Annotated in this window: 19 protein-coding genes; 15 read left to right on the top strand and 4 right to left on the bottom strand. The window is 64.8% G+C overall.

All coding sequences use genetic code 11. From position 1 onward, the window contains the following. The first annotated feature begins 24 nt into the window (after window positions 1-24). The 3 genes from DVH29_RS07940 to DVH29_RS07930 all read left to right on the top strand — a co-directional run bounded on the left by DVH29_RS07940 (window position 25) and on the right by DVH29_RS07930 (window position 3174). On the top strand, window positions 25-1020 hold the full coding sequence (locus DVH29_RS07940; protein WP_114645640.1) for an ABC transporter substrate-binding protein: 996 nt from the start codon (window positions 25-27) through the stop codon (window positions 1018-1020). Between the two features lie 270 nt (window positions 1021-1290). Next, window positions 1291-2076, top strand: coding sequence for a ThuA domain-containing protein (locus tag DVH29_RS07935; RefSeq protein ID WP_114645639.1), 786 nt, complete (start codon window positions 1291-1293; stop codon window positions 2074-2076). Window positions 2077-2127: 51 nt separating this feature from the next. Further along, the gene (locus DVH29_RS07930) at window positions 2128-3174 is read left to right on the top strand and encodes a Gfo/Idh/MocA family protein (RefSeq protein WP_114645705.1); all 1047 of its coding nucleotides are present in this window, start codon (window positions 2128-2130) and stop codon (window positions 3172-3174) included. A gap of 61 nt (window positions 3175-3235) precedes the next feature. Here DVH29_RS07930 and DVH29_RS07925 read toward each other — a convergent pair whose 3' ends face one another. After that, complete coding sequence (locus DVH29_RS07925; protein ID WP_114645638.1) at window positions 3236-4843, bottom strand: bifunctional metallophosphatase/5'-nucleotidase; 1608 nt, start codon at window positions 4841-4843, stop codon at window positions 3236-3238. Between the two features lie 287 nt (window positions 4844-5130). On the opposite strand from DVH29_RS07925, the gene DVH29_RS07920 reads away from it, so the two are divergent. Both DVH29_RS07920 and DVH29_RS07915 read left to right on the top strand, forming a co-directional pair. Next, window positions 5131-5982, top strand: coding sequence for a cytochrome b/b6 domain-containing protein (locus DVH29_RS07920; protein ID WP_114645637.1), 852 nt, complete (start codon window positions 5131-5133; stop codon window positions 5980-5982). After that, the gene (locus tag DVH29_RS07915; RefSeq protein WP_114645636.1) at window positions 5979-6758 is read left to right on the top strand and encodes a molybdopterin-binding protein; all 780 of its coding nucleotides are present in this window, start codon (window positions 5979-5981) and stop codon (window positions 6756-6758) included. Before DVH29_RS07920 ends, DVH29_RS07915 begins: the two co-directional genes overlap by 4 nt. A 242-nt stretch (window positions 6759-7000) precedes the next feature. Here the strand turns inward: DVH29_RS07915 and DVH29_RS07910 are convergent, their stop codons facing one another. Together DVH29_RS07910 and DVH29_RS07905 are read right to left on the bottom strand one after the other, a co-directional pair. Next, window positions 7001-7498: an ureidoglycolate lyase gene (locus DVH29_RS07910; RefSeq protein WP_114645635.1), complete on the bottom strand. Its 498-nt coding sequence runs from the start codon at window positions 7496-7498 to the stop codon at window positions 7001-7003. Then, entirely contained in the window at window positions 7495-8319 is an 825-nt protein-coding gene (locus DVH29_RS07905) for a bifunctional allantoicase/(S)-ureidoglycine aminohydrolase (protein WP_114645634.1), read from the bottom strand. Before DVH29_RS07905 ends, DVH29_RS07910 begins: the two co-directional genes overlap by 4 nt. 170 nt (window positions 8320-8489) lie before the next feature. On the opposite strand from DVH29_RS07905, the gene DVH29_RS07900 reads away from it, so the two are divergent. The 8 genes from DVH29_RS07900 to DVH29_RS07865 all read left to right on the top strand — a co-directional run bounded on the left by DVH29_RS07900 (window position 8490) and on the right by DVH29_RS07865 (window position 17009). Further along, window positions 8490-9668, top strand: coding sequence for an FtsW/RodA/SpoVE family cell cycle protein (locus tag DVH29_RS07900; RefSeq protein WP_114645633.1), 1179 nt, complete (start codon window positions 8490-8492; stop codon window positions 9666-9668). Between the two features lie 31 nt (window positions 9669-9699). After that, window positions 9700-10794, top strand: a complete 1095-nt coding sequence (gene murG, locus DVH29_RS07895) for an undecaprenyldiphospho-muramoylpentapeptide beta-N-acetylglucosaminyltransferase (RefSeq protein WP_114645632.1) — start codon at window positions 9700-9702, stop codon at window positions 10792-10794. Continuing rightward, window positions 10791-12224 carry a UDP-N-acetylmuramate--L-alanine ligase gene (gene murC / locus DVH29_RS07890; protein ID WP_114645631.1) on the top strand — a complete coding sequence of 478 codons (1434 nt, stop codon included), beginning with the start codon at window positions 10791-10793 and terminating at the stop codon, window positions 12222-12224. The genes murG and murC overlap by 4 nt, the downstream gene beginning before the upstream one ends. Beyond that, complete coding sequence (gene murB, locus DVH29_RS07885; RefSeq protein ID WP_114645630.1) at window positions 12221-13198, top strand: UDP-N-acetylmuramate dehydrogenase; 978 nt, start codon at window positions 12221-12223, stop codon at window positions 13196-13198. Before murC ends, murB begins: the two co-directional genes overlap by 4 nt. 42 nt (window positions 13199-13240) lie before the next feature. Beyond that, window positions 13241-14161 carry a D-alanine--D-alanine ligase gene (locus tag DVH29_RS07880; protein WP_114645704.1) on the top strand — a complete coding sequence of 307 codons (921 nt, stop codon included), beginning with the start codon at window positions 13241-13243 and terminating at the stop codon, window positions 14159-14161. Between the two features lie 35 nt (window positions 14162-14196). Next, window positions 14197-15114, top strand: coding sequence for a cell division protein FtsQ/DivIB (locus tag DVH29_RS07875; RefSeq protein ID WP_114645629.1), 918 nt, complete (start codon window positions 14197-14199; stop codon window positions 15112-15114). Beyond that, window positions 15111-16427, top strand: a complete 1317-nt coding sequence (gene ftsA / locus DVH29_RS07870) for a cell division protein FtsA (RefSeq protein WP_114645628.1) — start codon at window positions 15111-15113, stop codon at window positions 16425-16427. Before DVH29_RS07875 ends, ftsA begins: the two co-directional genes overlap by 4 nt. A 72-nt stretch (window positions 16428-16499) precedes the next feature. Then, the gene (locus tag DVH29_RS07865) at window positions 16500-17009 is read left to right on the top strand and encodes a superoxide dismutase family protein (protein ID WP_114645627.1); all 510 of its coding nucleotides are present in this window, start codon (window positions 16500-16502) and stop codon (window positions 17007-17009) included. Window positions 17010-17019: 10 nt separating this feature from the next. On the opposite strand, the gene DVH29_RS07860 is transcribed toward DVH29_RS07865, so the two are convergent. Continuing rightward, window positions 17020-17496 (bottom strand): VOC family protein, encoded by a 477-nt coding sequence (locus tag DVH29_RS07860; protein WP_114645626.1) that lies wholly within the window; start codon window positions 17494-17496, stop codon window positions 17020-17022. 239 nt (window positions 17497-17735) lie between these two features. Between DVH29_RS07860 and ftsZ the strand changes: the two genes are divergently transcribed. Both ftsZ and lpxC read left to right on the top strand, forming a co-directional pair. Next, window positions 17736-19457, top strand: coding sequence for a cell division protein FtsZ (gene ftsZ / locus DVH29_RS07855; RefSeq protein ID WP_114645625.1), 1722 nt, complete (start codon window positions 17736-17738; stop codon window positions 19455-19457). Window positions 19458-19567: 110 nt separating this feature from the next. Beyond that, window positions 19568-20524 (top strand): UDP-3-O-acyl-N-acetylglucosamine deacetylase, encoded by a 957-nt coding sequence (gene lpxC / locus DVH29_RS07850; protein ID WP_114645624.1) that lies wholly within the window; start codon window positions 19568-19570, stop codon window positions 20522-20524. Window positions 20525-20603 lie beyond the last annotated feature (79 nt).

The raw sequence follows: 20603 nt of genomic DNA, 5'->3' as shown, positions 1-20603 counted from the left end.
CACAACCAAAGGGGAGACGGCATTATGAAATCTCTAAAGATCGCAGCCCTGGCGGGGATGCTGCTGGCCACGGCCAGCCCCGCCTTCGCGCAGGACCTCTACCCGGTGACCTTCCAGCTCAAATGGGTCAACCAGGGCCAGTTCGCCGGCTATCTGGTGGCCAAGGACCTGGGCTTTTACGAAGAAGCCGGGCTCGACGTCACGATCAATCCCGGCGGGCCGGACATCGCGCCCGAGCAGGTGATCGCCGGGGGCGGCGCCGATGTGATCACCACTTGGATGGCCGCTGCCCTCGCCGCACGCGAGCGCGGGGTGCCGCTGGTCAATATCGCCCAGCCCTTCGCAACCACGGCGCTGGAAATGGTGTGCTCGGAGGAGAGCGGGGTGGAGTCGACCGCCGACTTCCCGGGCAAGACGCTGGGGGTGTGGTTCTTCGGCAATGAATATCCGTTCTATGCCTGGATGGCGCAACTGGGCCTGCCGACCGATGGCAGCGAGCAGGGCGTCGAAGTGCTGCGGCAGGCCTTCTCGGCCGATCCGCTGCTGCAGGGGCAGGCAGACTGCATCTCAGTGATGCGCTACAACGAATACAAGCAGGTGATCGACGCCGGCATTCCCGAGGACAGCCTCACCCTGTTCAACTTCGCCGACGAGGGGGTGGGTATGCTGGAAGACGGGCTCTATGTGCTCGAGGACCGGCTCGCCGATGAAGAGTTCGTCGACGCCATGGCAGCCTTTGTCGACGCCTCGATGCGGGGCTGGGCCCATGCGAAGGCCAATCCGGAAGAAGCGGCGGAGATCGTGCTCAACAACGATATGTCGGGCGCCCTGATGCTGGAAAGCCAAGTCTATCAGGTGATCGAGGCGGCGGCGCTGGTGGGCGATTCCCCGGCGCTGGATACCGACGCCTATGAGCAGACGGTGGCGACGCTTCTCTCTGCGGTTTCGCCCGACAACCCGGCCATCACCATCGAACCGGAGGGCGCCTACAGCACCGTGGTCACCGATCGGATCGAATAGGGTTTTGCGCCCGGCTGCGAGGTCGAAGCGGGGCAGGGCGTTATGCGAAGCAAAAGAGGCGGAACCGCTCCGCCTCTTTTTTGTTGGTCTTTTGCATTTTGCCTCTCCAAATCGGTTCGCAAACCGGATAGAGCGGGCGAAACGACCGGCAGCATCCATGGCCGGTGATCCGGATAGTCCGACCCGCGTGCCCCGTCTTCTGCCGGTGCGCGTTTTTTGCATCACGGCTGCCAAAACGTTTTGGCGGCCATCGCGACAGGAGATTGGCCGATGGCGATCAGGGCCCTGGTCTGGGGGGAGAACGTTCACGAGCAGGAAAGCCCGGTTGTGGCCGAGCTCTATCCCGATGGCATGCACAACCAGATCGCCCGGCTGCTCGGCGAAGAGGGCGGTGTCGAGACCCGCACGGCTGTGCTGCAGGACCCCGAGCACGGGCTGAGGGAACAGGTGCTGGCCGAAACCGACGTGCTGGTCTGGTGGGGCCATGCGGCCCATGGCGCGGTCGAGGACGAGATCGTCGAGCGTGTCGCCCGGCATGTCTGGGAAGGCATGGGACTGATCCTTCTGCATTCGGCGCATTTCTCCAAGATCTTCAAGCGGCTGATGGGGACGCCCTGCGCCCTCAAATGGCGGGAGGCGGGGGAGCGCGAGCGGCTGTGGGTGGTCAATCCCCGGCATCCGATCGCCGCGGGGCTTGGGGAGTATTTCGAGCTCGAAAACGAGGAAATGTATGGTGAGCCCTTCTCGGTGCCCGAGCCGCTGGAAACGGTGTTCATTTCCTGGTTCCAGGGCGGGGAGGTATTCCGCTCGGGGCTGACCTATCGGCGCGGGGCGGGCAACATCTTCTATTTCCGGCCCGGGCACGAGACCTATCCCACCTATCACGACGCGACGGTGGGCAAGGTACTGCGCAATGCGGTGAAGTGGGCGCACAACCCGCAGGCCCGCTATCCCGGCGTGCACGATGCGCCCAACGTTCCGGTCGAGGCGGCGCTGGAGCCGATCGAGGAGCGGGGCGGCAAGCTGCATGAGGCGGGCCAGGAAGGCTTCCGCTAAGGGTCACAGGGTCCGTCCGCCGAATTCGGCAAACCGTTGGAGAAATGGGTCATGCGTCTGGTGATCCTTGGCACGGGCAACATGGCGGCAAGCCATGCCGCTCATTTCGCGGCCATCGAGGATGTGGAGATCGTCGCCGCCGTCGATGTCGATCCCGAGCGCGCGGCGCAGTTCGCGCAAAGCTACGACATCCCCCGGGTCTTCGCGTCGCTGGAGGAGGCGCTGGATTGGGGCGCGTTCGATTCCATCGCCAATGTGACGCCGGACCGGTTCCACTACGAAACCTCCCTGCGCGCCCTGGCGGCGGGCAAGCATGTGTTCTGCGAAAAGCCCCTAGCCACCCATTACGGCAATGCGCTGGAAATGGCCGACATCGCCGAACAGGCCGGCCTGATCAACATGGTCAACCTCACCTATCGCAACGTGGCGGAACTGCAGAAATTCCGGCAGATCGTCGAGGCGGGGGAAATCGGGGAGATCAAGCATGTAGAAGCCAGCTATCTGCAGAGCTGGTTGGTGTCCAAGGCCTGGGGCGACTGGCGCACCGATCCCACCTGGCTATGGCGGCTGTCGACGGCGCATGGCTCGAACGGCACGCTGGGCGACATCGGGGTGCACATTCTCGACTTCGCGGTATTCGGCATCAATTCGCCCATCGACAGCGCCTTCTGCCGCCTGAAGGCCTTCGATAAGGAGCCGGGCGGGCGGATCGGGGACTATGTGCTCGACGCCAATGACAGCTTCACCATGAGCCTTGAATTCGGCTCGGGCGCGCTCGGAGTGGTGCACGCCACGCGCTGGGCGTCGGGCTATCTCAACACGCTGCGCCTGCGCGCCTATGGCGATCGAGGTGGGCTGGAGGTGCAGCACGGCATGAACGGCTCGTCGCTGCAGATCTGCGTGGGCGAGGATATCGAGCTGGCGCAGTGGAAGGACGTTCCGGTTGAGCCGGTGCCGACCAACTACCACCGCTTTGCCGAGGCGGTGGCGACGGGGGTCAATGGCGATCCCAGCTTCCGCCACGCCGCCGAATTGCAGAAGGTGCTCGATCTGGGCTTCGTCTCGGACAATGAGCGGCGGGAAGTCCCGGTGGAGTGAAAACGTGAAAGGGGGCGCATCGCGGGATGCACCCCCCTTTTTTGCAAAGGCCGTCCGGCCCTTATTCGAGGATGGTGATGCGGCCGTCAGTATAGGGTTCGTATTCCCCGCCCTGGGCTGCGATATAGTCGGCGAGAACCTGCTCCAGCGGGGGACCGAAGTCGTAGGGGTTGTCGCCCTCGGCGAAGGTGCCGTAGCCGTCGCCGCCGCCGCGCATATAGTTGTTGGTGACCACGGTATAGGTTGCGTCCTCATCGATCGCCACCCATTCGCCGGCTTCGTCCTGCACCTGCACGTCGCTGACGCGTTCGCCGACTGGGTTGGCAAGGGTATAGGCATATTTCAGCCCGGCGACCTGCGGGAAGCGGCCCGCCCCGTTCTCGATGTCGGAGACGCCGTTTTCCAGCGCATCGATCACGTCAGCGCCCGAAATCTCGACGGTGGCCAGCGTGTTGGAGAAGGGCAGGACGGTGATGGCCTCGCCCATGGTGATTTCGCCAGCATCGATGGAAGCGCGCAGGCCGCCACCGTTCTGGATGGCGATATCGGCGCCCGAGGCGGCGAGCATGGCGTCGGCGACGAGATTGCCCATGGAGCATTCCTCGACGCGGCAGACTTCACGCGAACCTTCGATCGGCCCGGTGGCCGTGCCGATGACCTGCTCCATCAGTTCCAGAAGAGGCTGTTCGAGCTCGGCGAGGCGGGTGATATAGGCTTCGTCCGGGGTGACCGACGCGTCGATCAGGATCGGGTCGCCCTCGGCCGAAATCACATTGCCCTCGGCATCCCAGGTGACGGTTAGGTCGCCGACATATTTGCCGTAGGAATAGGCGGTGACCACGGGAACCTCGTTGCCGTCCGGACCGTCGATCAGCGTCGGATAGCCGCCCGCGGCGCTCTCGTCGGTGTTGGAGAGCAGGGTGTGCGAATGGCCGCCGACGATCACGTCGATGCCCGGAACGTTGGCCGCGATTTCCATGTCGACGGTGTAGCCCACATGGGTGAGAGCGATGATCTTGTCGATGCCTTCGGCCTGCAGCGCCTCGACCTGGGCGGCGAGGCTCTCGAACACGTCCTCGAACTCGACCCCATCGCCCGGCGAGGAGGTTTCGTCGGTATCCTCGGCCAGCGCCGACACGAAACCGACCTTCTGGTCGCCGAATTCCATCACATGGGTACCGGGGACGCGGCCGTCGAGCAGCGGCTCGTTCTCGACATTGGTGTTGCCCGAGATGATCGGGAAATTGACGGCGTCGAGCAGTTTGGCCAGTTCTTCCGGCCCATCGTCGAATTCGTGATTGCCCACGGCCATCAGCTCGATGCCGAGATCATTGGCGAATTCGGCGATGATCTCGCTGCGATACTGGGTGTAGAACAGCGAGCCCTGGAACTGGTCGCCCGCATCGAGCAGGACCACGTTCTGGCCGTCGAGTTCGGCGCGCTTGTCCTCGATGGCGGTCTTCAGGCGGGCAATGCCGCCGAAGCATTCGCCGGCGGCATCGGTGTCCACATCGCAATTGGAGTCGCTGCTGGTGATGGGACCGAAGCGCGAGTGGAAATCGTTGATGTGGAGGATGTTGAGGGTGAAGTCGCCTTCCTGCGCGCTGATCGGCCCGGTGAGGCCCACGGTCAGCGCCAGCGCGGATGCGCCGAGCAGCAGATGTTTCATGTCCTTGTTCCCTTTGTTTCGAGAAGCGTGCGGCGCTTCTATTCCATGCGTCTGCGACGGTCGTGTAACAGCGCGCCGTTTTTGTATCGGCGCAAAAGTCAAACATGTTTGATGATGCGGGGAAAGAGGAATTTTGACCGGCTGGTCAATTTATGACGTTTTTGTCATGTCCGCGCCGGAGTTTGCCGCACGTTGGCGTGAGGAACTTGCGGCGAGGTGACTTTTGACGACACTGGTGCGGAGCTTGCGCTATGGTCATGGCGCGGAGATGGCGTGGGAGCGGAGCGATGGGCGTGGCGGCGGAACAGGCCGGCGAGATCGGGCCTCCGGTGAAAAAGGGGCCGCTGGTCAAGCGGCAGTCGGCCTGGACGCGGGCCACCCATTGGGCCTGGGCCATCAGCCTGTTCTTTCTCCTTGTCTCTGGATTGCAGATCTTCAATGCCCATCCCCGGCTCTATATCGGCCAGCAATCAGGGTTCGAGTTCGACAATTCGGTGCTCTCCATCGGCGCGGTGCGCAAGCCGGATGGATCGGTCGGTGGAGTGACGACGCTGATGGGGCAGCAATTCGATACGACCGGGGTGCTGGGCTATTCCGGCCCGCCCGGCCGCGAGCAGGTGCGGGCGTTCCCTTCGTGGATCACCATGCCCTCCTATCAGGATCTGGCAACCGGACGGGTGGTGCATTTCTTCTTCGGCTGGATCCTGGTGACGACCATGCTGATCTGGTTCGTCGCCAGCCTCCTAAACGGGCATTTGCGGCGCGATATCGTGCCCACCGGTGCGGATATGCGAAAGCTGCCGGGCGATATAGCGGATCATGCCCGGTTCCAGTTTCGGCATGGCCGGCACTACAACGCGCTGCAAAAGCTCAGCTATGGCATGGTGCTGCTGATCCTCTGTCCGCTGATGGTGCTCACCGGGCTCACCATGTCGCCGGGCATGGACGCGGCCTGGCCTTGGCTGGTGGACGTGTTCGGTGGCCGGCAGACGGCGCGGACCATCCATTTCGGCGTCATGGTGTTGCTGGTGCTGTTTTTCATCGTCCATGTGGCGATGGTGGTCCTTTCGGGGCCATTCAACAATCTGCGCTCGATGATCACGGGGAAATACCGCATCGATCCGGAGGACCGGGCATGACGCGGTTTTCTATGCGTCGGCGCAAATTCCTCACCGCGACGGCGGCCGGCGTGGCCGGGACGACGCTGGCCGGATGCGACGTGTTCGATCCCCTGTTGCGGCCGGGCCATCCGGTGCGCGATGCCATGGCGGGCGCCAATGCGCTCACCGAAGCGGCGCAGCGCCTGCTTCTGGACGACAACGCCCTGGCCCGGGAATTTTCCGCAAGCGAAATCCGGCAGGGCATGCGCCCCAATGGAAGCACCGACCCAACCGATATCGATTATCTGATTGCCAAGCAGAACGATTTCGCCTTCTACCGGCTGGAGGTCGGGGGGCTGGTGGAGAGCCCGGCGAGCTATTCGCTGGAGGAATTGCGCAACATGCCGGCGCGGACCCAGATCACCCGGCACGACTGCGTGGAAGGATGGAGCTGCATCGCCAAATGGACCGGGGTTCCGCTGGCGGCGATCCTTGACGAGGTGAAGCCGCGGGACAGTGCCCGCTATTGCGTATTCCACTGTTTCGATACCTATGGCGGGGCGGGGCTTTATTATGAGAGCATCGATATGATCGACGCCCGCCATCCCCAGACTATCCTCGCCTATGGCATGAACGACGCGGCGCTGCCGGTGCGCAACGGGGCGCCCTTGCGGGTACGGATCGAGCGGCAACTCGGCTATAAGATGGCCAAATATATCCGGCGCATCGAGCTGGTGGATGATTTTTCCCGCCTCTATCGCGGCAAGGGCAGCTTCTGGGCCGATCTAGGATATGACTGGTATGCGGGGATTTGAGGGTGCGACGAGGCGGGCGAGGGTGCTCGTTGAGAGTCAGCGCCCCCCTCATCCGTCTCGGACCGGGCGGTCCGATCCACCTTCTCCCACCAGGGGAGAAGGGGAGCCCTTGGCGAGCGCTGATGATTTTGCCCAACGCTGGCCCAATCCTTCCTTCTCCCCTGGTGGGAGAAGGTGCCCCGGAGGGGCGGATGAGGGGGCGCTGAGGTGGTTGAGGGCGACCACGCCAGCGCCTGTTCTCTCTATCTCGCAAACGCCACGGTGAAGGGCTGCGCGAAGGTGAATTCCTCGAGATTGGTGCCATCGCCGCCGCGGTCGATGACGAGGAAATCGCCTTCGGCCTCCAGCGGGGTCAGAACGCCGTGCCAGACATTGCGGGCGATGTTGATGCCCATGCCGGGGCGGGTGAGAAAAGCCAGCGGGGTGCCGGGGACGCCATCCGCGTCGGGGGCGACGATCACGAGGAAAGGGCGGGGGTGCAGCGGCATGAAAGCCTGGGAGCCGAGCGGATGCCGCTCGACGAGCGACAGGGTCAGCGGCAGGGCATAGGGCCGGCCGCGGAAGATCGAGATGAGCGGGCGGCCGTTCTCGCCGCCGATCTCGACGGCGGCAAGGTCGTGGAAGCGCTCGGTCATGCCGCCATTGATGGGGAAATGATGCGCGTTCTCGGTGGCAAGCACCTGCCCGAAGGGCGCGAAGGCCGCGCGGTCGAGGGGCCGGATCGCGATGGCGCGGGTCATGGACGGCCCAGCTTGGCGTGGCGGTTGACGTCCTTGTAGAGCAGGTAGCGGAACGGGCCGGGTCCGCCGGCATAGCAGGCCTGGGGGCAGAAGGCGCGCAGCCACATATAGTCGCCGGCCTCCACCTCGACCCAATCGGCGTTGAGGCGGTAGACGGCCTTGCCCTCGAGCACATAGAGGCCGTGCTCCATGACGTGGGTTTCGGCAAAGGGAATGACGGCGCCGGGCTGCAGGGTCACGATGTTGACGTGCATGTCGTGGCGCAAGTCGGCCGGATCGACAAAGCGTGTCGTGGCCCAGCGGTTGTCGGTGTCGGGCATGGCGATGGGCGCGACAGCCGTGTCGGAAGTGACAAAGGGTTCGGGCGCGGCAAGGCCCTCGACGGCGTCGTAGCGCTTGCGAATCCAGTGGAAGAGGGCCGGGGCGTCGCCCGTGTTGCTCACGGTCCAGCGCGTGGCGGGGGGAAGATAGGCGTAGCTTCCTGGTGTCATGGCATGGGTGGTGCCCGCGATGGTCAGCGTGAAGGCGCCGCCGGTGACGAACAGCACGCCCTCGGCCTCCGGATCGGGCTCGGGCCTCTCGCTGCCGCCGCCGGGGGAAACTTCCATGATGTATTGGGAAAAGGTTTCGGCAAAGCCCGATAGTGGGCGGGAGATGATCCAAAGCCGCGTCTTCTCCCAGAAGGGCAGGGCGCTGGTGACGATGTCGCGCATGACGCCCCTGGGGATCACCGCATAGGCCTCGGTGAAGACCGCGCGGTCGGAGAGCAGCTGGGTCTGGGGCGGCAGGCCGTCGATGGGGGTGGCGTAGCGGTCGGTCATCACGTCATCGCATGCTGGGGAACTCGGGGAAGTGATAGCGCAGAACGGGGAGGAGGGCAGCCCCAATTGTCGGCGAGCGGTCTCCGCACCGCATGGTTGCGAAATGGTAACCACTGGGGTGGTAAATTTGCATTCTGCGAATCTTGTGCCCAGCGTATCGGAGCCGATCAGTGACCGCCATTTCCGCCTGGTTCTCCCGCGAACGAAAGACCCCCATCGCCGAATGGTGGTGGACGGTCGACCGCGAACTCATGTTCGCGCTCATTGCCCTCATGGGGTTCGGCGTGCTGCTCAGCTTTGCCGCCAGTCCGCCGGTCGCCGAGCGAATCGGGCTGGGGCCGTGGCATTTCACCCAGCGGCACGTGCTGTTCTGCATCCCGGCGCTGCTGGCCATGTTCGCCGCCTCGCTGGTCAATGCGCGCTGGGCGCGGGTGGTGGCGCTGGTGACGCTGGTGGTGATGATCGTCTTGCTGGCGCTCACCCTGCGCTTCGGCGTCGAGGTCAAGGGCGCGCGGCGCTGGATTTCTTTTGCCGGGCAATCGCTGCAGCCCTCGGAATTCGTCAAGCCGGCCTATGCGGTGATCTCGGCCTGGTTCATCTCCGAGCAGATGAAGCGCAAGGACATGCCGGGCCATATCTTTGCGGCGCTGACCACGGGGCTGATCGTGGCGCTGCTGCTGCTCCAGCCCGACGTGGGGCAGACGGCGCTGATGCTGGCCACCTATGGGGCGCTGCTGTTTCTCTCGGGCATTTCCTGGTGGGTGATCGGCGGGCTGGGCGCGGCGGCGCTCGGCATGGGCGGTCTCGCCTATCTGGCCTTCCCGCACGTGGCGCGGCGCATCAACGCCTTCATCAATCCCGAGACGGGCGACAATTACCAGGCCGAGCGGGCGCTGGAATCGCTTCTGGAAGGCGGGTGGTTCGGCAAGGGGCCGGGGGAGGGCATCGCCAAGCGCTACCTGCCCGACGCGCATGCGGACTTCGTCTTTGCGGCGGGGGCCTCGGAATTCGGCATATTGTTCTCGCTGATGCTGGTGGGGCTGATCTGTTTCATCGTCATCCGGGCGCTCAACCTGGCGCTGAGCCAGCATAGCCTCTTCAACCGGCTGGCGGCGAGCGCACTGGCGGTGCAGTTCGGCGTGCAATCGGCGATCAACCTCACCGTGAACCTCAATCTCATCCCGCCCAAGGGCATGACGCTGCCTTTCGTCTCCTATGGCGGCACCTCGATGATCGCCATCGGGCTGGGCATGGGCTTGCTGCTGGCGCTCACCCGGCGTAAGCCCGAGGAAACCTTTGCCACCGGGCTGCCGATCCGCAGCGCGCTGGACAATGGCGGAGCGAAATAACCCCCGAGCGCGAAAGACGAAGACGAACAGCATGAGCACATTTGCATTGATGGCCGGGGGAACGGGGGGGCATTTGTTCCCGGCCATGGCGCTGGCGCAGGAATTGCGCCGCCGCGGACATGATATCCACCTCGTCACCGACGAGCGGATCGCCGCCTATGGCGCCGATTTCCCGGCCAGCGCGATCCATATCGTGCCGGCGGCGACACCATCAATCCGCAATCCGCTCAAATTCGCCCAGGCCGGGTTCACGATTCTGGGCGGTGTGGGGACGGCGCTGGGGATATTGCGCAAGGTGCGGCCCGATGCGGTGGTGGGGTTCGGGGGCTATCCGTGCTTTCCGCCCTTCCTCGCCGCCTCGCTCCTGCGCATACCGGGCATATTGCACGAGCAGAACGCGGTGATGGGCCGGGCCAACCGAGCGCTGGCGCGGTTCGCCTCGGTGCTGGCGCTGAGCTTTGCCGAGACCATCCATGCGGAGGGCTTCGGGCTCCCCAAGGTCGTGACCGGCAATCCGGTGCGCGACCGGGTGCGCGCGGTGGCGGGAACACCCTATCGGGGGCTTTCGGACAATGCGCCGATAGCGCTTCTCGTGTTCGGCGGCAGCCAGGGTGCTCGGGCCTTTTCCGATATCGTGCCCGTGGCCATCGCGCTGCTCGACGAGAGCCTGCGCCGGCGGCTGGACGTCACCCAGCAATGCCGCGAGGAAGACCTCGACCGGGTGGCGGAAATCTATCGCGGGGCGCGGGTCAACGTGGATCTCGCCCGATTTTTCACCGACCTGCCCGAGCGGATCGCCGCCAGCCATCTGGTGATCGGGCGGGCCGGCGCCTCGACGGTGGCCGAACTGGGGGTCTTGGGCCGCCCGGCGATTCTCGTGCCGCTGCCGGGTTCGCTCGACCAGGACCAGCGCGCCAATGCCATGGTGATGGAAAAAGGGGGGGGCGCCTGGCTGTGCGAGCAGGCCACGCTTTCACCGCAATCTCTTGCAACCCAGCTCAACGATCTCCTCCTCGCTCCGGATCGCCTCGCCCGCGCGGCAGAAGCCGCGCAATCGGTGGGGGTGCCCGATGCCGTAGAACGGCTGGCCGATCTCGTTGAGCAAACCGCCAAAGGACAGTCATGAACACCAAGATGCCACGCGATATCGGTCCCGTGCACTTCATCGGGATCGGCGGGATCGGGATGAGCGGGATCGCCGAGGTGCTGCACACCCAGAAATACGAGGTGCGCGGATCGGACGCCTCGACCAATGCCAATGTGCAGCGCCTGCAGGCCATGGGGATCGAGGTCGTCATCGGGCAGAAGGCCGAAAATATTGGCGATGCGGCGGTGGTGGTGGTGTCCTCGGCCATCAAGAAGGACAATCCCGAACTGCAGGAAGCGCGCGCCAAGGGGCTGCCGATCGTGCGCCGGGCCGAGATGCTGGCCGAGATCATGCGCTTCAAGAACTGCATCGCCATCGGGGGCACCCATGGCAAGACGACGACGACCTCCATGGTCGCGGCGCTGCTCGATGCGGGGCAGTTCGACCCCACGGTGATCAATGGCGGCATCATCAATGCCTATGGCACCAATGCCCGATTGGGGCAGGGCGACTGGATGGTGGTGGAGGCCGATGAAAGCGACGGAACCTTCGTCAAGCTCCCCGCCGACGTGGCGGTGGTGACCAATATCGATCCCGAGCATCTGGACCATTATCACGACTTCGACGGGGTGAAGCGGGCGTTTCGCACCTTCATCGACAATGTGCCTTTCTACGGCTTTGCGGTGATGTGCCTTGACCATCCTACCGTGCAAGCGCTGGTGGGGGAGATCGAGGACCGGCGGATGATCACCTATGGGCGCAACCCGCAGGCGGATCTGCGGCTGATCGAGGTCACCAACGACAACGGCACCAGCCGGTTTTCCGTAGTGGTGCGCGACCGGGTGAGCGGCAAGGCGCGGACGATCAAGGATCTGGAACTGCCCATGCCGGGGCTGCACAACGTGCTCAACGCCACCGCCGCCATCGCTGTGGCGCAGGAATTGCGGATCACCGACGCCCAGATCCGGGCCGGGCTCAAGGGGTTTGGCGGAGTCAAGCGCCGGTTCACGCGGATCGGGGTGGTGGATGGCATCACCATCATCGATGATTACGGGCATCATCCGGTGGAAATTTCCTCGGTGCTGCGGGCGGCGCGGCAATCGACGCGGCGGGACGTGATAGCCGTGGTGCAGCCGCATCGCTACAGCCGGCTCAAGGATCTGTTCGACGATTTCTCGGCCTGCTTCAACGAGGCCGACACGGTGCTGGTGGCGCCGGTCTATGCTGCGGGCGAAGCACCGATCGACGGGGTGTCGCATACGGAACTGGTCGACCGGATAAGGGCGCGGGGCCACCGGGATGCGCGGGCGATCTCGGGGTCGGAAGAGCTGGCGGGGATTATTGCCGAGCGTGCCCGCGAGGGCGATTACGTGGTGTGCCTGGGGGCTGGCAACATCACTTTGTGGGCGGCGGCGCTGCCGGGCGAGCTGGAAGCTGAGATCGCCGCAAAGGCACGGGCCAGCGCATGAGTTTTCCCGATCTGCTGCCGCAATTTTCCGGGTGGATCGGCGAAGTGCGGGGCAAGCTCGCCGCCAACCATCCGATCGCCAAGCTGGTGTGGTTTCGCGTGGGCGGGCCGGCGCAGCTCTATTTCGAGCCGGCGGACGAGGCCGATCTCGCCTATTTCCTCAAGAACCTGCCGGATGAGGTCCGGGTCACGGTGATTGGGCTGGGCTCCAATCTTCTGATCCGCGACGGGGGAATCGATGGGGTGGTCATCCGCTTGCCGGCCAAGACGTTCGGCGGGGTCGAGGTTCTGGACGGCAACAGGGTGCGGGCCGGGGCCGGGCTTCCGGACGTCAAGATCGCCACGGCGGCGGCGCGGGCGGGGATCGACGGGCTGTCCTTCATGCGCGGCATTCCCGGCGCCGTGGGGGGCGCGCTCTACATGAATGCCGGGTGCTATGGCACCGAGACGCGGGAACGTGTGGTGACGCTGCGCGGGGTGACACGGCGGGGCGAGACGATCGAGCTCAGCAATACCGAGATGGGGTATCGATACCGCAAGTCGAACGGGCCCCGGGGCGTGGTGTTCACCTCGGCGGTGTTCGAGGGCGTGCCCGGCGACAGCGAGGCGATCCTGGGCAAGATGCGCGAGATCACCGAGCAGCGCGAGGCGACCCAGCCGACCAATACGCGCACGGGCGGATCGACCTTCAAGAATCCCGAGGGGCATTCGGCCTGGAAACTTGTGGACGAGGCGGGATGCCGCGGGCTGCGGATCGGGGATGCGCAGGTCTCCGAGCTGCACACCAATTTCCTGATCAATCTCGATGCGGCGAGTGCCCATGACATCGAAACCCTTGGGGAGACGGTGCGGGCCAAGGTGCGGAACACCCATGGCATCGCGCTGCAATGGGAAATCCGCCGCATGGGGCATTTCGAGGCGGGGCGCGAGGTGCGGGAATTTCTCGACGGGGACGTTTTTCCCGGCACGCATTAGGCGCTTACGGACGGCGACCAGAACACAAGGGTGGGCGAACAAATGGCCAAACATGTAGCGGTGCTCAAGGGCGGATGGTCGCATGAGCGGGAAGTTTCGCTCAATTCGGGCGCACAATGCGCGGAGGCCCTGCGCAATGCCGGGTATCGGGTGACCGAGGTCGATGCCGGGCGCGACATCGCGGCGGTGCTGACCCGGCTCGACCCGGATGTGGTGTTTAATGCCCTGCATGGCCGATTCGGGGAGGACGGGACCATGCAGGGGCTGCTGGAAATCCTCGCCATTCCCTACACCCATTCGGGCGTATTGGCCTCGGCGCTGGCCATGGACAAGCACCAGGCCAAGGTGATGTTCAAGGCGGCCGGGGTGCCGGTGACCGACCATGTCATCGCGGCGCGGGACGACATCGCGCGCCAGCACGTGATGGCGCCACCCTATGTGGTCAAACCCTATAATGACGGTTCGAGCGTCAATGTGTTCATCGTCAAGGAGGGCCAGGAGCACCCGCCGCAGGAAATCCTGAGAACCGACTGGAGCGGGGACGAGGACCTGATGGTCGAGCGGTTCATTCCCGGGCGCGAACTGACCTGCGCGGTGATGGGGGACGTGGCGCTGGGCGTCATCGAGATCGTCACCGACTTGGCCTTCTACAATTACGAAGCCAAATACCAGTCCGGCGGGTCGCGGCACGAGCTGCCGGCGCAGGTTTCACCCAAAATTTACGAAAAAGTTCAAAAATTGTCCTTGGCGGCACATGCGGCCCTAGGCTGCCGCGGGGTGACACGGACGGACTTCCGCTACGACCCGCGCGGTGGCGACGAGGGCGAGCTGGTGTGCCTCGAAATCAATACCCAGCCGGGGATGACCAAGACCTCGCTGGTGCCTGAACTGGCGGCCCATGCCGGCCATTCGTTCGAAGAGCTGGTGAGCTGGATGGTGGAGGACGCAAGTTGCAACAGGTAAGGCGGCTAGAGGCTTGCGAGGCCGCGCCTGCCGGGATGGCTCCTCCGCCCGCGCCGCGCATCCAGAGACCGGCTCCGCGCCCCATTTCCCATATCGTCACCCTGCCGCGCGACCGTGCCATGACCCCGTTGCGGTCGGGCTTGCCGGTGCCGGTCCGGCGCCGGGGCGGGATGATGGTGACCCTAGGCAATCTGTGGGTGCTGCATCGCCGCCTGGCGGTGCGCCTCGTGGCGCTTTTGGCGCTCGTCGTCGCGCTGGCTGGGGCCTATGGCTTTCGCGAGGACTTGTCCGAACTGGCGATGATCGTCGGCGAGGTGGCGCAGGGGCGGATCTCGGAGGCGGGCTTCGCCATCGACCGCATCGAGATCGAGGGCCTGGCGCTGACGCGGGAGACCGATGTGGCGCGCGCCCTGGGGATCGCGGCGGGCGATACGAGCCTTGGCTATGATGTCGAGGGCGCGCGGCTGCGCATCGAGGAGATTCCCTCTGTGGCGCAGGCGACGATCCGCAAGGTCTATCCCGACCGGCTGGTGGTCTCGATCACCGAAAAGACGCCCATGGCGCGCTGGCGGGTCGACGGGGCGACCATGCTGATCGATGCGGCCGGGCACCCGATCGCCCCGGCCGGAGTGGGCAATGGCGAATTGATGCTGGTGATCGGGGAAGGGGCCGGCGACGACGCCCTGCCGATGATCAATCTCATGAACCGCTATCCCGACCTTACCTTCGACCTCGCGGCGCTCAACCGCGTGGCCGACCGGCGGTGGGACCTGATCTTTTATTCCGGCTTGCGCGTGCTGCTGCCCGAAACCGGGGTGACCGATGCGCTGAGCCGGCTCAACGACTACCAGCTCCGGCACCAGCTTCTCGAACGCGACCTCGACCTGATCGATATGCGGGTGGCGCAATATGTGGCCGTGAGGCCGACCCTACGCGAGGATGACGGGCAATGATGACTTCGGCCATGACATCGCGGCTCAAGCCGGTGCAGCCCGGGCGCTCGTCGCTGGTGACCGTGCTCGATATCGGCTCGACCAAGATCTGCTGCGTGATCGCGCGGCTGGTGCCGCGGCCCGAAGGTCGGGCGCTGCGCGGGCGCACCCATACCGCCGAGATCATCGGCTTCGGGTATGGTCCCTCGGCAGGGGTCAAGAGCGGGGTTGTGACCGATCTCGACAAGGCCGAGCAGGCGATCCGCTCGGTGGTCGGGATGGCCGAACGGGCGGCGGGGATCACCGTGCAATCGGTGGTGGTCAACGTGACCGCTGGGCGGCTGGGCTCGGAGACCTTTTCGGCGACGGTGTCGCTGGACGGCCATGAGGTGGAGCCGGCCGATATTTCCCGTGTGCTGATCGCGGTCAACGACCGCTCGGTACGCGACGAGCGCTCGATCATCCACGCCCTGCCCATCGGTTATTCGCTGGACGGGCAGAAGGGGGTGCGCGATCCGCGCGGCATGGTCGGCGAGCAGCTCGGGGTGGACGTGGCGGTGGTGAGCGCGGAAACCCTCGCGATGCGCAATATCGAACTGGCGCTCAACCGCTGCCATCTGGAGGTCGAGGCGCTGATGGCGACGCCCTATGCCTCGGGGTTGGCGACGCTGGTCGACGACGAAGCCGATCTGGGGGTCGCGTGCATCGATATGGGCGGGGCGACGACAACGGTGTCGGTGTTCAGCGAGGGGCATCTGGTCTACGCCGACGCGCTGGCCATCGGGGGGCACCACATCACCCTCGACATCGCGCGGCAATTGTCGGTGAGCGTCGCCGACGCCGAACGACTGAAGACGCTTTACGGCTCGTGCTTTGCAGGGCAGCGGGACGAGAGCGACGTGATCACCGTGATGCCGATCGGGGCGGCGAACCATGATTCGCCCAATTCGATCTCGCGGGAAATGCTGACCCGGGTGATCCGGCCGCGGGTCGAGGAAATCCTCGAAGCGATCCGCGACCGCATGCAGGCGACGGGCATGATGGATATCTCCGGCCGCCGCTTCGTCCTCACCGGCGGAGCCTCGGACCTCACCGGGGTGCCGGAACTTGCGCGGCGCATGCTGGCGCGCAATGTGCGCAATGGCCGCCCGCTCGGGGTGTCGGGGTTGCCCGACAAGGCCAAGGGCCCGGCCTTCGCCACCGTGGCGGGAATGCTGGTCTACCCGCAAGTTTGCGGCTCGGAATATGTCCAGCCCCGGCCGGCGCGAAAACTCACCGGCTCGGACGGCTATCTGGCGCGTGTTGGAAGCTGGCTGAAATCGGGGTTTGTTTGAGCCCCAGGTTAAGGGACGGAACGACCTCGGGCGGCGTCGGTTGTCCAAGCTGACAGCCAGAGGAGTTCCGCCATGAAATATCTTATTACCGCCGCAGCCGGGGCGATGCTGCTGGCCGCGCCGGCCATGGCGCAGCAGGGCGCCACCGGGCAGGGCAATTTCATCGGCGCCGACGGCGAACAGATCGGCACGGCGACGCTGACCGGGACGCCGACCGGCGTGTTGATCGAAATTTCCCTCGAAGCCCTGCCGCCCGATAGCTGGGTCGCCTTCCATGTGCATGAGACGGGAAGCTGCGACCCGGAAACCGATCACGAATCGGCGGGCGCGCATTTCAATCCCACCGATGTCGAACACGGCTATCTCACCGAGACCGGGCCGCATGCGGGGGACATGCCCAATCAATTCGTCAATGCCGATGGTGTGCTCGAAGCACAGGTGTTCAACGGCGCCGTCACGCTCGACGAGGGCGACGCCGGCATCATGGGGCGGGCCTTGATGATCCATGCCGGGCCCGACGATTACACGAGCCAGCCATCCGGCGATGCGGGCGACCGGCTGGCCTGCGCGGTGATCGAATAGGGCAACGGCCCTATTCGCCGCGATAGGCCTTTTCCAGATCGGCGACGATCAGCTTCTTCATGCCGAGCATGGCCTTGGTGGCGCGTTCGGAGCCGGCCTTGTCCGGGCCGGTGACTGTGCGATAGAGCGCCCGCGGCACGATCTGCCAGGAGATGCCGAACTTGTCCTTGACCCAGCCGCACTGACTTTCGGAGCCGCCGCCGGCCGGCAGCTTTTCCCAATAATAGTCGACGTCGGCCTGGTCCTTACAATCGATGATGAAGGATGTGGCCTCCGAGAACTTGAAATGCGGGCCGCCATTGATGGCGTTGAAGCGCTGGCCAAGCAGTTCGAAATCGCCCGTCATGACCTTGCCCACTTCGCCCATGCCGCCTTCGACGAAGCGGGTGGTGCCGTGGATCTTCGTATCGGGAAACACCGAGGCGTAGAATTCCATGGCCTCTTCGAGATTGTCGTTGAACCAGAGGCTCGGAGTGATGGAAGACATTGTCCTGTCCTTTCAGTGCCGGGTGGCGATGCCATAGGACGAATCGCGCGGAGCGGAACCGACAGTCTGTTTCCATTTTATTCCCGGGCCGGCCGATTCACCATGCTTAACCAGTGGTGACTTTGCGGCTGTCAAGTCTCGCATTTTGCGGATTGGTTAACGGATTCGGTAGCTTTGTTAGGGTCCGGTTAACGAATTGAGCGCTACATCTTGGTCACACAGCCACTATGGGGCCAGAGATGACAATCAATCTTCAGATTCCGGGAATCCAAGAACTTAAGCCGAGAATCACCGTCTTTGGCGTTGGGGGCGCCGGCGGGAACGCGGTCAACAACATGATTAATTCGGGCCTGGAAGGCGTCGAGTTCGTCGTGGCCAATACCGACGCGCAGGCCCTTGCCCTTTCGCGCGCCCAGCGGGTCATCCAGCTTGGCGTCGGGGTCACCGAAGGGCTGGGCGCCGGCTCGCACCCCGAAGTGGGACGCGCGGCGGCCGAGGAAAGTTTCGACGAGCTCAACGATCACCTGTCGGGCTCGCACATGGTGTTCATCACCGGCGGCATGGGCGGCGGCACCGGCACCGGCGCGGCGCCGGTCGTGGCGCGCGCGGCGCGCGAGCAGGGCATATTGACGGTCGGCGTTGTCACCAAGCCGTTCCAGTTCGAAGGCAATCGCCGGATGAAGCTGGCCGACGAGGGCATCGATGAATTGCATCGTCACGTCGATACGCTGATCGTCATCCCCAACCAGAACCTGTTCCGGGTGGCCAATGAGAAGACCACCTTCGCCGACGCTTTCGCGATGGCCGACGAGGTGCTGTTCTCGGGCGTTGCCTGCATCACCGATTTGATGGTCAAGGAAGGCCTCATCAACCTCGACTTCGCCGACGTGCGCGCCGTGATGCGCGGCATGGGCAAGGCGATGATGGGAACCGGCGAGGCCGAGGGCGAGGAGCGTGCGCGCCACGCCGCCGAGGCGGCGATCGCCAATCCGCTGCTCGACGATGTCTCCATGCAGGGCGCTCGGGGTCTCCTGATCTCGATCACCGGCGGCAAGGACATGACGCTCTATGAGGTGGACGAGGCGGCTTCGCGCATTCGCGAGGAAGTGGATTCGGACGCCAATATCATCCTGGGCGCCACCTTCGACGATTCGCTCCAGGGCAAGGTCCGGGTGTCGGTCGTAGCGACGGGCACCGATGCGATGATGGTGCAGGCACTCGATCCTGTGAAGCCCAATGCGTCGCGCCAGCCTCTGCAGGCACGCCGTCCCGAGGGGCAGGCTCAGGCCCATGCCGCGGTTGCCCAGCAGTCGGCTCCCGCTCCGCGCACGTCCGCTCCCCAGCCGGCCCCGCAGGCCGCTGCGGCGGCAGTTGTCGCCGATATGGACGATGACCAGTTCGAGGCCGCCGTGGCCCAGGCGATTCATGACGGGCACCATGCGTCCGCCGCGGCCGCAAAGCCGGTCATGCAGGACGATGGCGTGACTATCGAGCCCTATGTTCCCTCCGCTCCGGTGCGTCAGCCGGTAGAGGAGACCCAGCGCGCGCCGGAAACGGCGATGCCCAAGCCCTATGTGCCGACCTCGGCCGAACGGCCGCAACTGCAGCGGCGCATGCCGCGCCAGGACGAGTTGCCCGGCGTCGTCCGTCAGCAGATGCAGCCGCAAAAGGTCGAAGAGCCGCGCAATGCGCGGGCCCTGTTCCGGCGCCTCGCTTCCAATGTAGGGCTCAATCTGGGCCAGGATGCTGAGCCCGAGATGCAGCGCGAGCGTATCCAGCCCGAATTCGACGACGCTGCCGCCCGCAGCGCCATCGAGGCGGCCGCGCCGGCCCGGGCCGCTGCTCCCCGCCCCGCGGCGGAAGGGGCTAGCGGGCAGCTCGACGCTCATGGCCGGGCTGCGCCGCGCCCGGCGCAAAAAGATCAACTGGAGATCCCGGCGTTTCTCAAACGCCACGGTTAACACTAAATTTTAATCCAGAGTCATCTAACGGCTCGGTACGGGTTCCGTACCGGGCCGTTGTTCATTATGTAGTGCCATCTGTCCAAGCCCGAACCGGGCCAGGAGTAACGATGAATAATTTCGCCGTGCGCCAAAGCACGCTGACGCGACCCGTGGAATTCGCCGGCATCGGCGTGCATAACGGGAACCCGTCGCGCCTTGCCATCAATCCCGCCGCAGCCGATTCCGGCTATGTGCTCACGCGCCTCGCCGACGACGGAACGGTGGCGGGCCGACTCAAGATCAGCCATGACCGGGTCACCCGCACATCGCTGTGCACCGTGATCGATCTTGGGCAATCGGTGAGCGTCGCCACCGTGGAGCACGTGCTCTCGGCGCTCAACGGGCTGGGGATCGATAATGCGGAGATCGTCGTCTCGGGCGAGGAATGCCCCATCCTGGACGGCAGCGCGGCGCCCTTCGTGCGGGCCGTGCTCGAGGCGGGCATATCGATCCAGCCGGCGCGCAAGAAATTCCTGCGCATCCTGCGCTCGGTCACCGTGCGCGACAATGATGCCTTCGCCATGCTCGAGCCCTATAACGGGCGGGCCTTCGACGTGGAGATCGATTTCAATTCCAAGGTGATCGGCCGCCAGCGCATGATCCTCGACTGGTCGCCGCGCCGGTTCGCCGACGACGTGGCACCGGCCCGCACCTTCGGATTCGTCGAGCAGGCCAAGGTGCTGCGGCAGGCGGGCTATGCGCTGGGCTCGAGTCTGGAAAATTCCATCGCCATCGAATCCGAGCGGATCGTCAATCCGGACGGCCTGCGGTTCGAGGACGAATTCGTGCGCCACAAGCTGCTCGATGCGGTGGGCGATCTGGCCCTGGCGGGGCTGCCGATCTATGGCCGCTTCCGGTCCTACAAGGGCGGGCACGGGCTTAACGCCTTGGTGCTCAAGTCGCTTTTCGCATCGGACCAGAACTATGAAGTGGTCGAGGCCGACGCGCTGCCCCTGGAAATGGAAGCGCTGATGGACCTGCCCGAAAGCCTCGCCGTCGCGCCCTACTTGCGTTCTATCGGGTGATTGAGCGATAACCGCTGTCACAGTTTTGAACACATTGCCCGTTAGCGGGGGGTGCCGGGGCAGGGTCAATCCCTGTGAA

The organism is Pelagibacterium lacus, assembly GCF_003345525.1.
Classification (GTDB): domain Bacteria; phylum Pseudomonadota; class Alphaproteobacteria; order Rhizobiales; family Devosiaceae; genus Pelagibacterium; species Pelagibacterium lacus.
This window is presented reverse-complemented; position numbering and strand designations above follow the sequence as displayed.

What these genes read in the sequence shown, in the direction of transcription:
- DVH29_RS07940 (WP_114645640.1), top strand. Translation starts at nt 25, where the DNA reads ATGAAATCTCTAAAGATCGCAGCCCTGGCGGGGATGCTGCTGGCCACG.
- DVH29_RS07935 (WP_114645639.1), top strand. Translation starts at nt 1,291, where the DNA reads ATGGCGATCAGGGCCCTGGTCTGGGGGGAGAACGTTCACGAGCAGGAA.
- DVH29_RS07930 (WP_114645705.1), top strand. Translation starts at nt 2,128, where the DNA reads ATGCGTCTGGTGATCCTTGGCACGGGCAACATGGCGGCAAGCCATGCC.
- DVH29_RS07925 (WP_114645638.1), bottom strand. Translation starts at nt 4,843, where the DNA reads ATGAAACATCTGCTGCTCGGCGCATCCGCGCTGGCGCTGACCGTGGGC.
- DVH29_RS07920 (WP_114645637.1), top strand. Translation starts at nt 5,131, where the DNA reads ATGGGCGTGGCGGCGGAACAGGCCGGCGAGATCGGGCCTCCGGTGAAA.
- DVH29_RS07915 (WP_114645636.1), top strand. Translation starts at nt 5,979, where the DNA reads ATGACGCGGTTTTCTATGCGTCGGCGCAAATTCCTCACCGCGACGGCG.
- DVH29_RS07910 (WP_114645635.1), bottom strand. Translation starts at nt 7,498, where the DNA reads ATGACCCGCGCCATCGCGATCCGGCCCCTCGACCGCGCGGCCTTCGCG.
- DVH29_RS07905 (WP_114645634.1), bottom strand. Translation starts at nt 8,319, where the DNA reads ATGACCGACCGCTACGCCACCCCCATCGACGGCCTGCCGCCCCAGACC.
- murG (WP_114645632.1), top strand. Translation starts at nt 9,700, where the DNA reads ATGAGCACATTTGCATTGATGGCCGGGGGAACGGGGGGGCATTTGTTC.
- murC (WP_114645631.1), top strand. Translation starts at nt 10,791, where the DNA reads ATGAACACCAAGATGCCACGCGATATCGGTCCCGTGCACTTCATCGGG.
- murB (WP_114645630.1), top strand. Translation starts at nt 12,221, where the DNA reads ATGAGTTTTCCCGATCTGCTGCCGCAATTTTCCGGGTGGATCGGCGAA.
- DVH29_RS07880 (WP_114645704.1), top strand. Translation starts at nt 13,241, where the DNA reads ATGGCCAAACATGTAGCGGTGCTCAAGGGCGGATGGTCGCATGAGCGG.
- DVH29_RS07875 (WP_114645629.1), top strand. Translation starts at nt 14,197, where the DNA reads ATGGCTCCTCCGCCCGCGCCGCGCATCCAGAGACCGGCTCCGCGCCCC.
- ftsA (WP_114645628.1), top strand. Translation starts at nt 15,111, where the DNA reads ATGATGACTTCGGCCATGACATCGCGGCTCAAGCCGGTGCAGCCCGGG.
- DVH29_RS07865 (WP_114645627.1), top strand. Translation starts at nt 16,500, where the DNA reads ATGAAATATCTTATTACCGCCGCAGCCGGGGCGATGCTGCTGGCCGCG.
- DVH29_RS07860 (WP_114645626.1), bottom strand. Translation starts at nt 17,496, where the DNA reads ATGTCTTCCATCACTCCGAGCCTCTGGTTCAACGACAATCTCGAAGAG.
- ftsZ (WP_114645625.1), top strand. Translation starts at nt 17,736, where the DNA reads ATGACAATCAATCTTCAGATTCCGGGAATCCAAGAACTTAAGCCGAGA.
- lpxC (WP_114645624.1), top strand. Translation starts at nt 19,568, where the DNA reads ATGAATAATTTCGCCGTGCGCCAAAGCACGCTGACGCGACCCGTGGAA.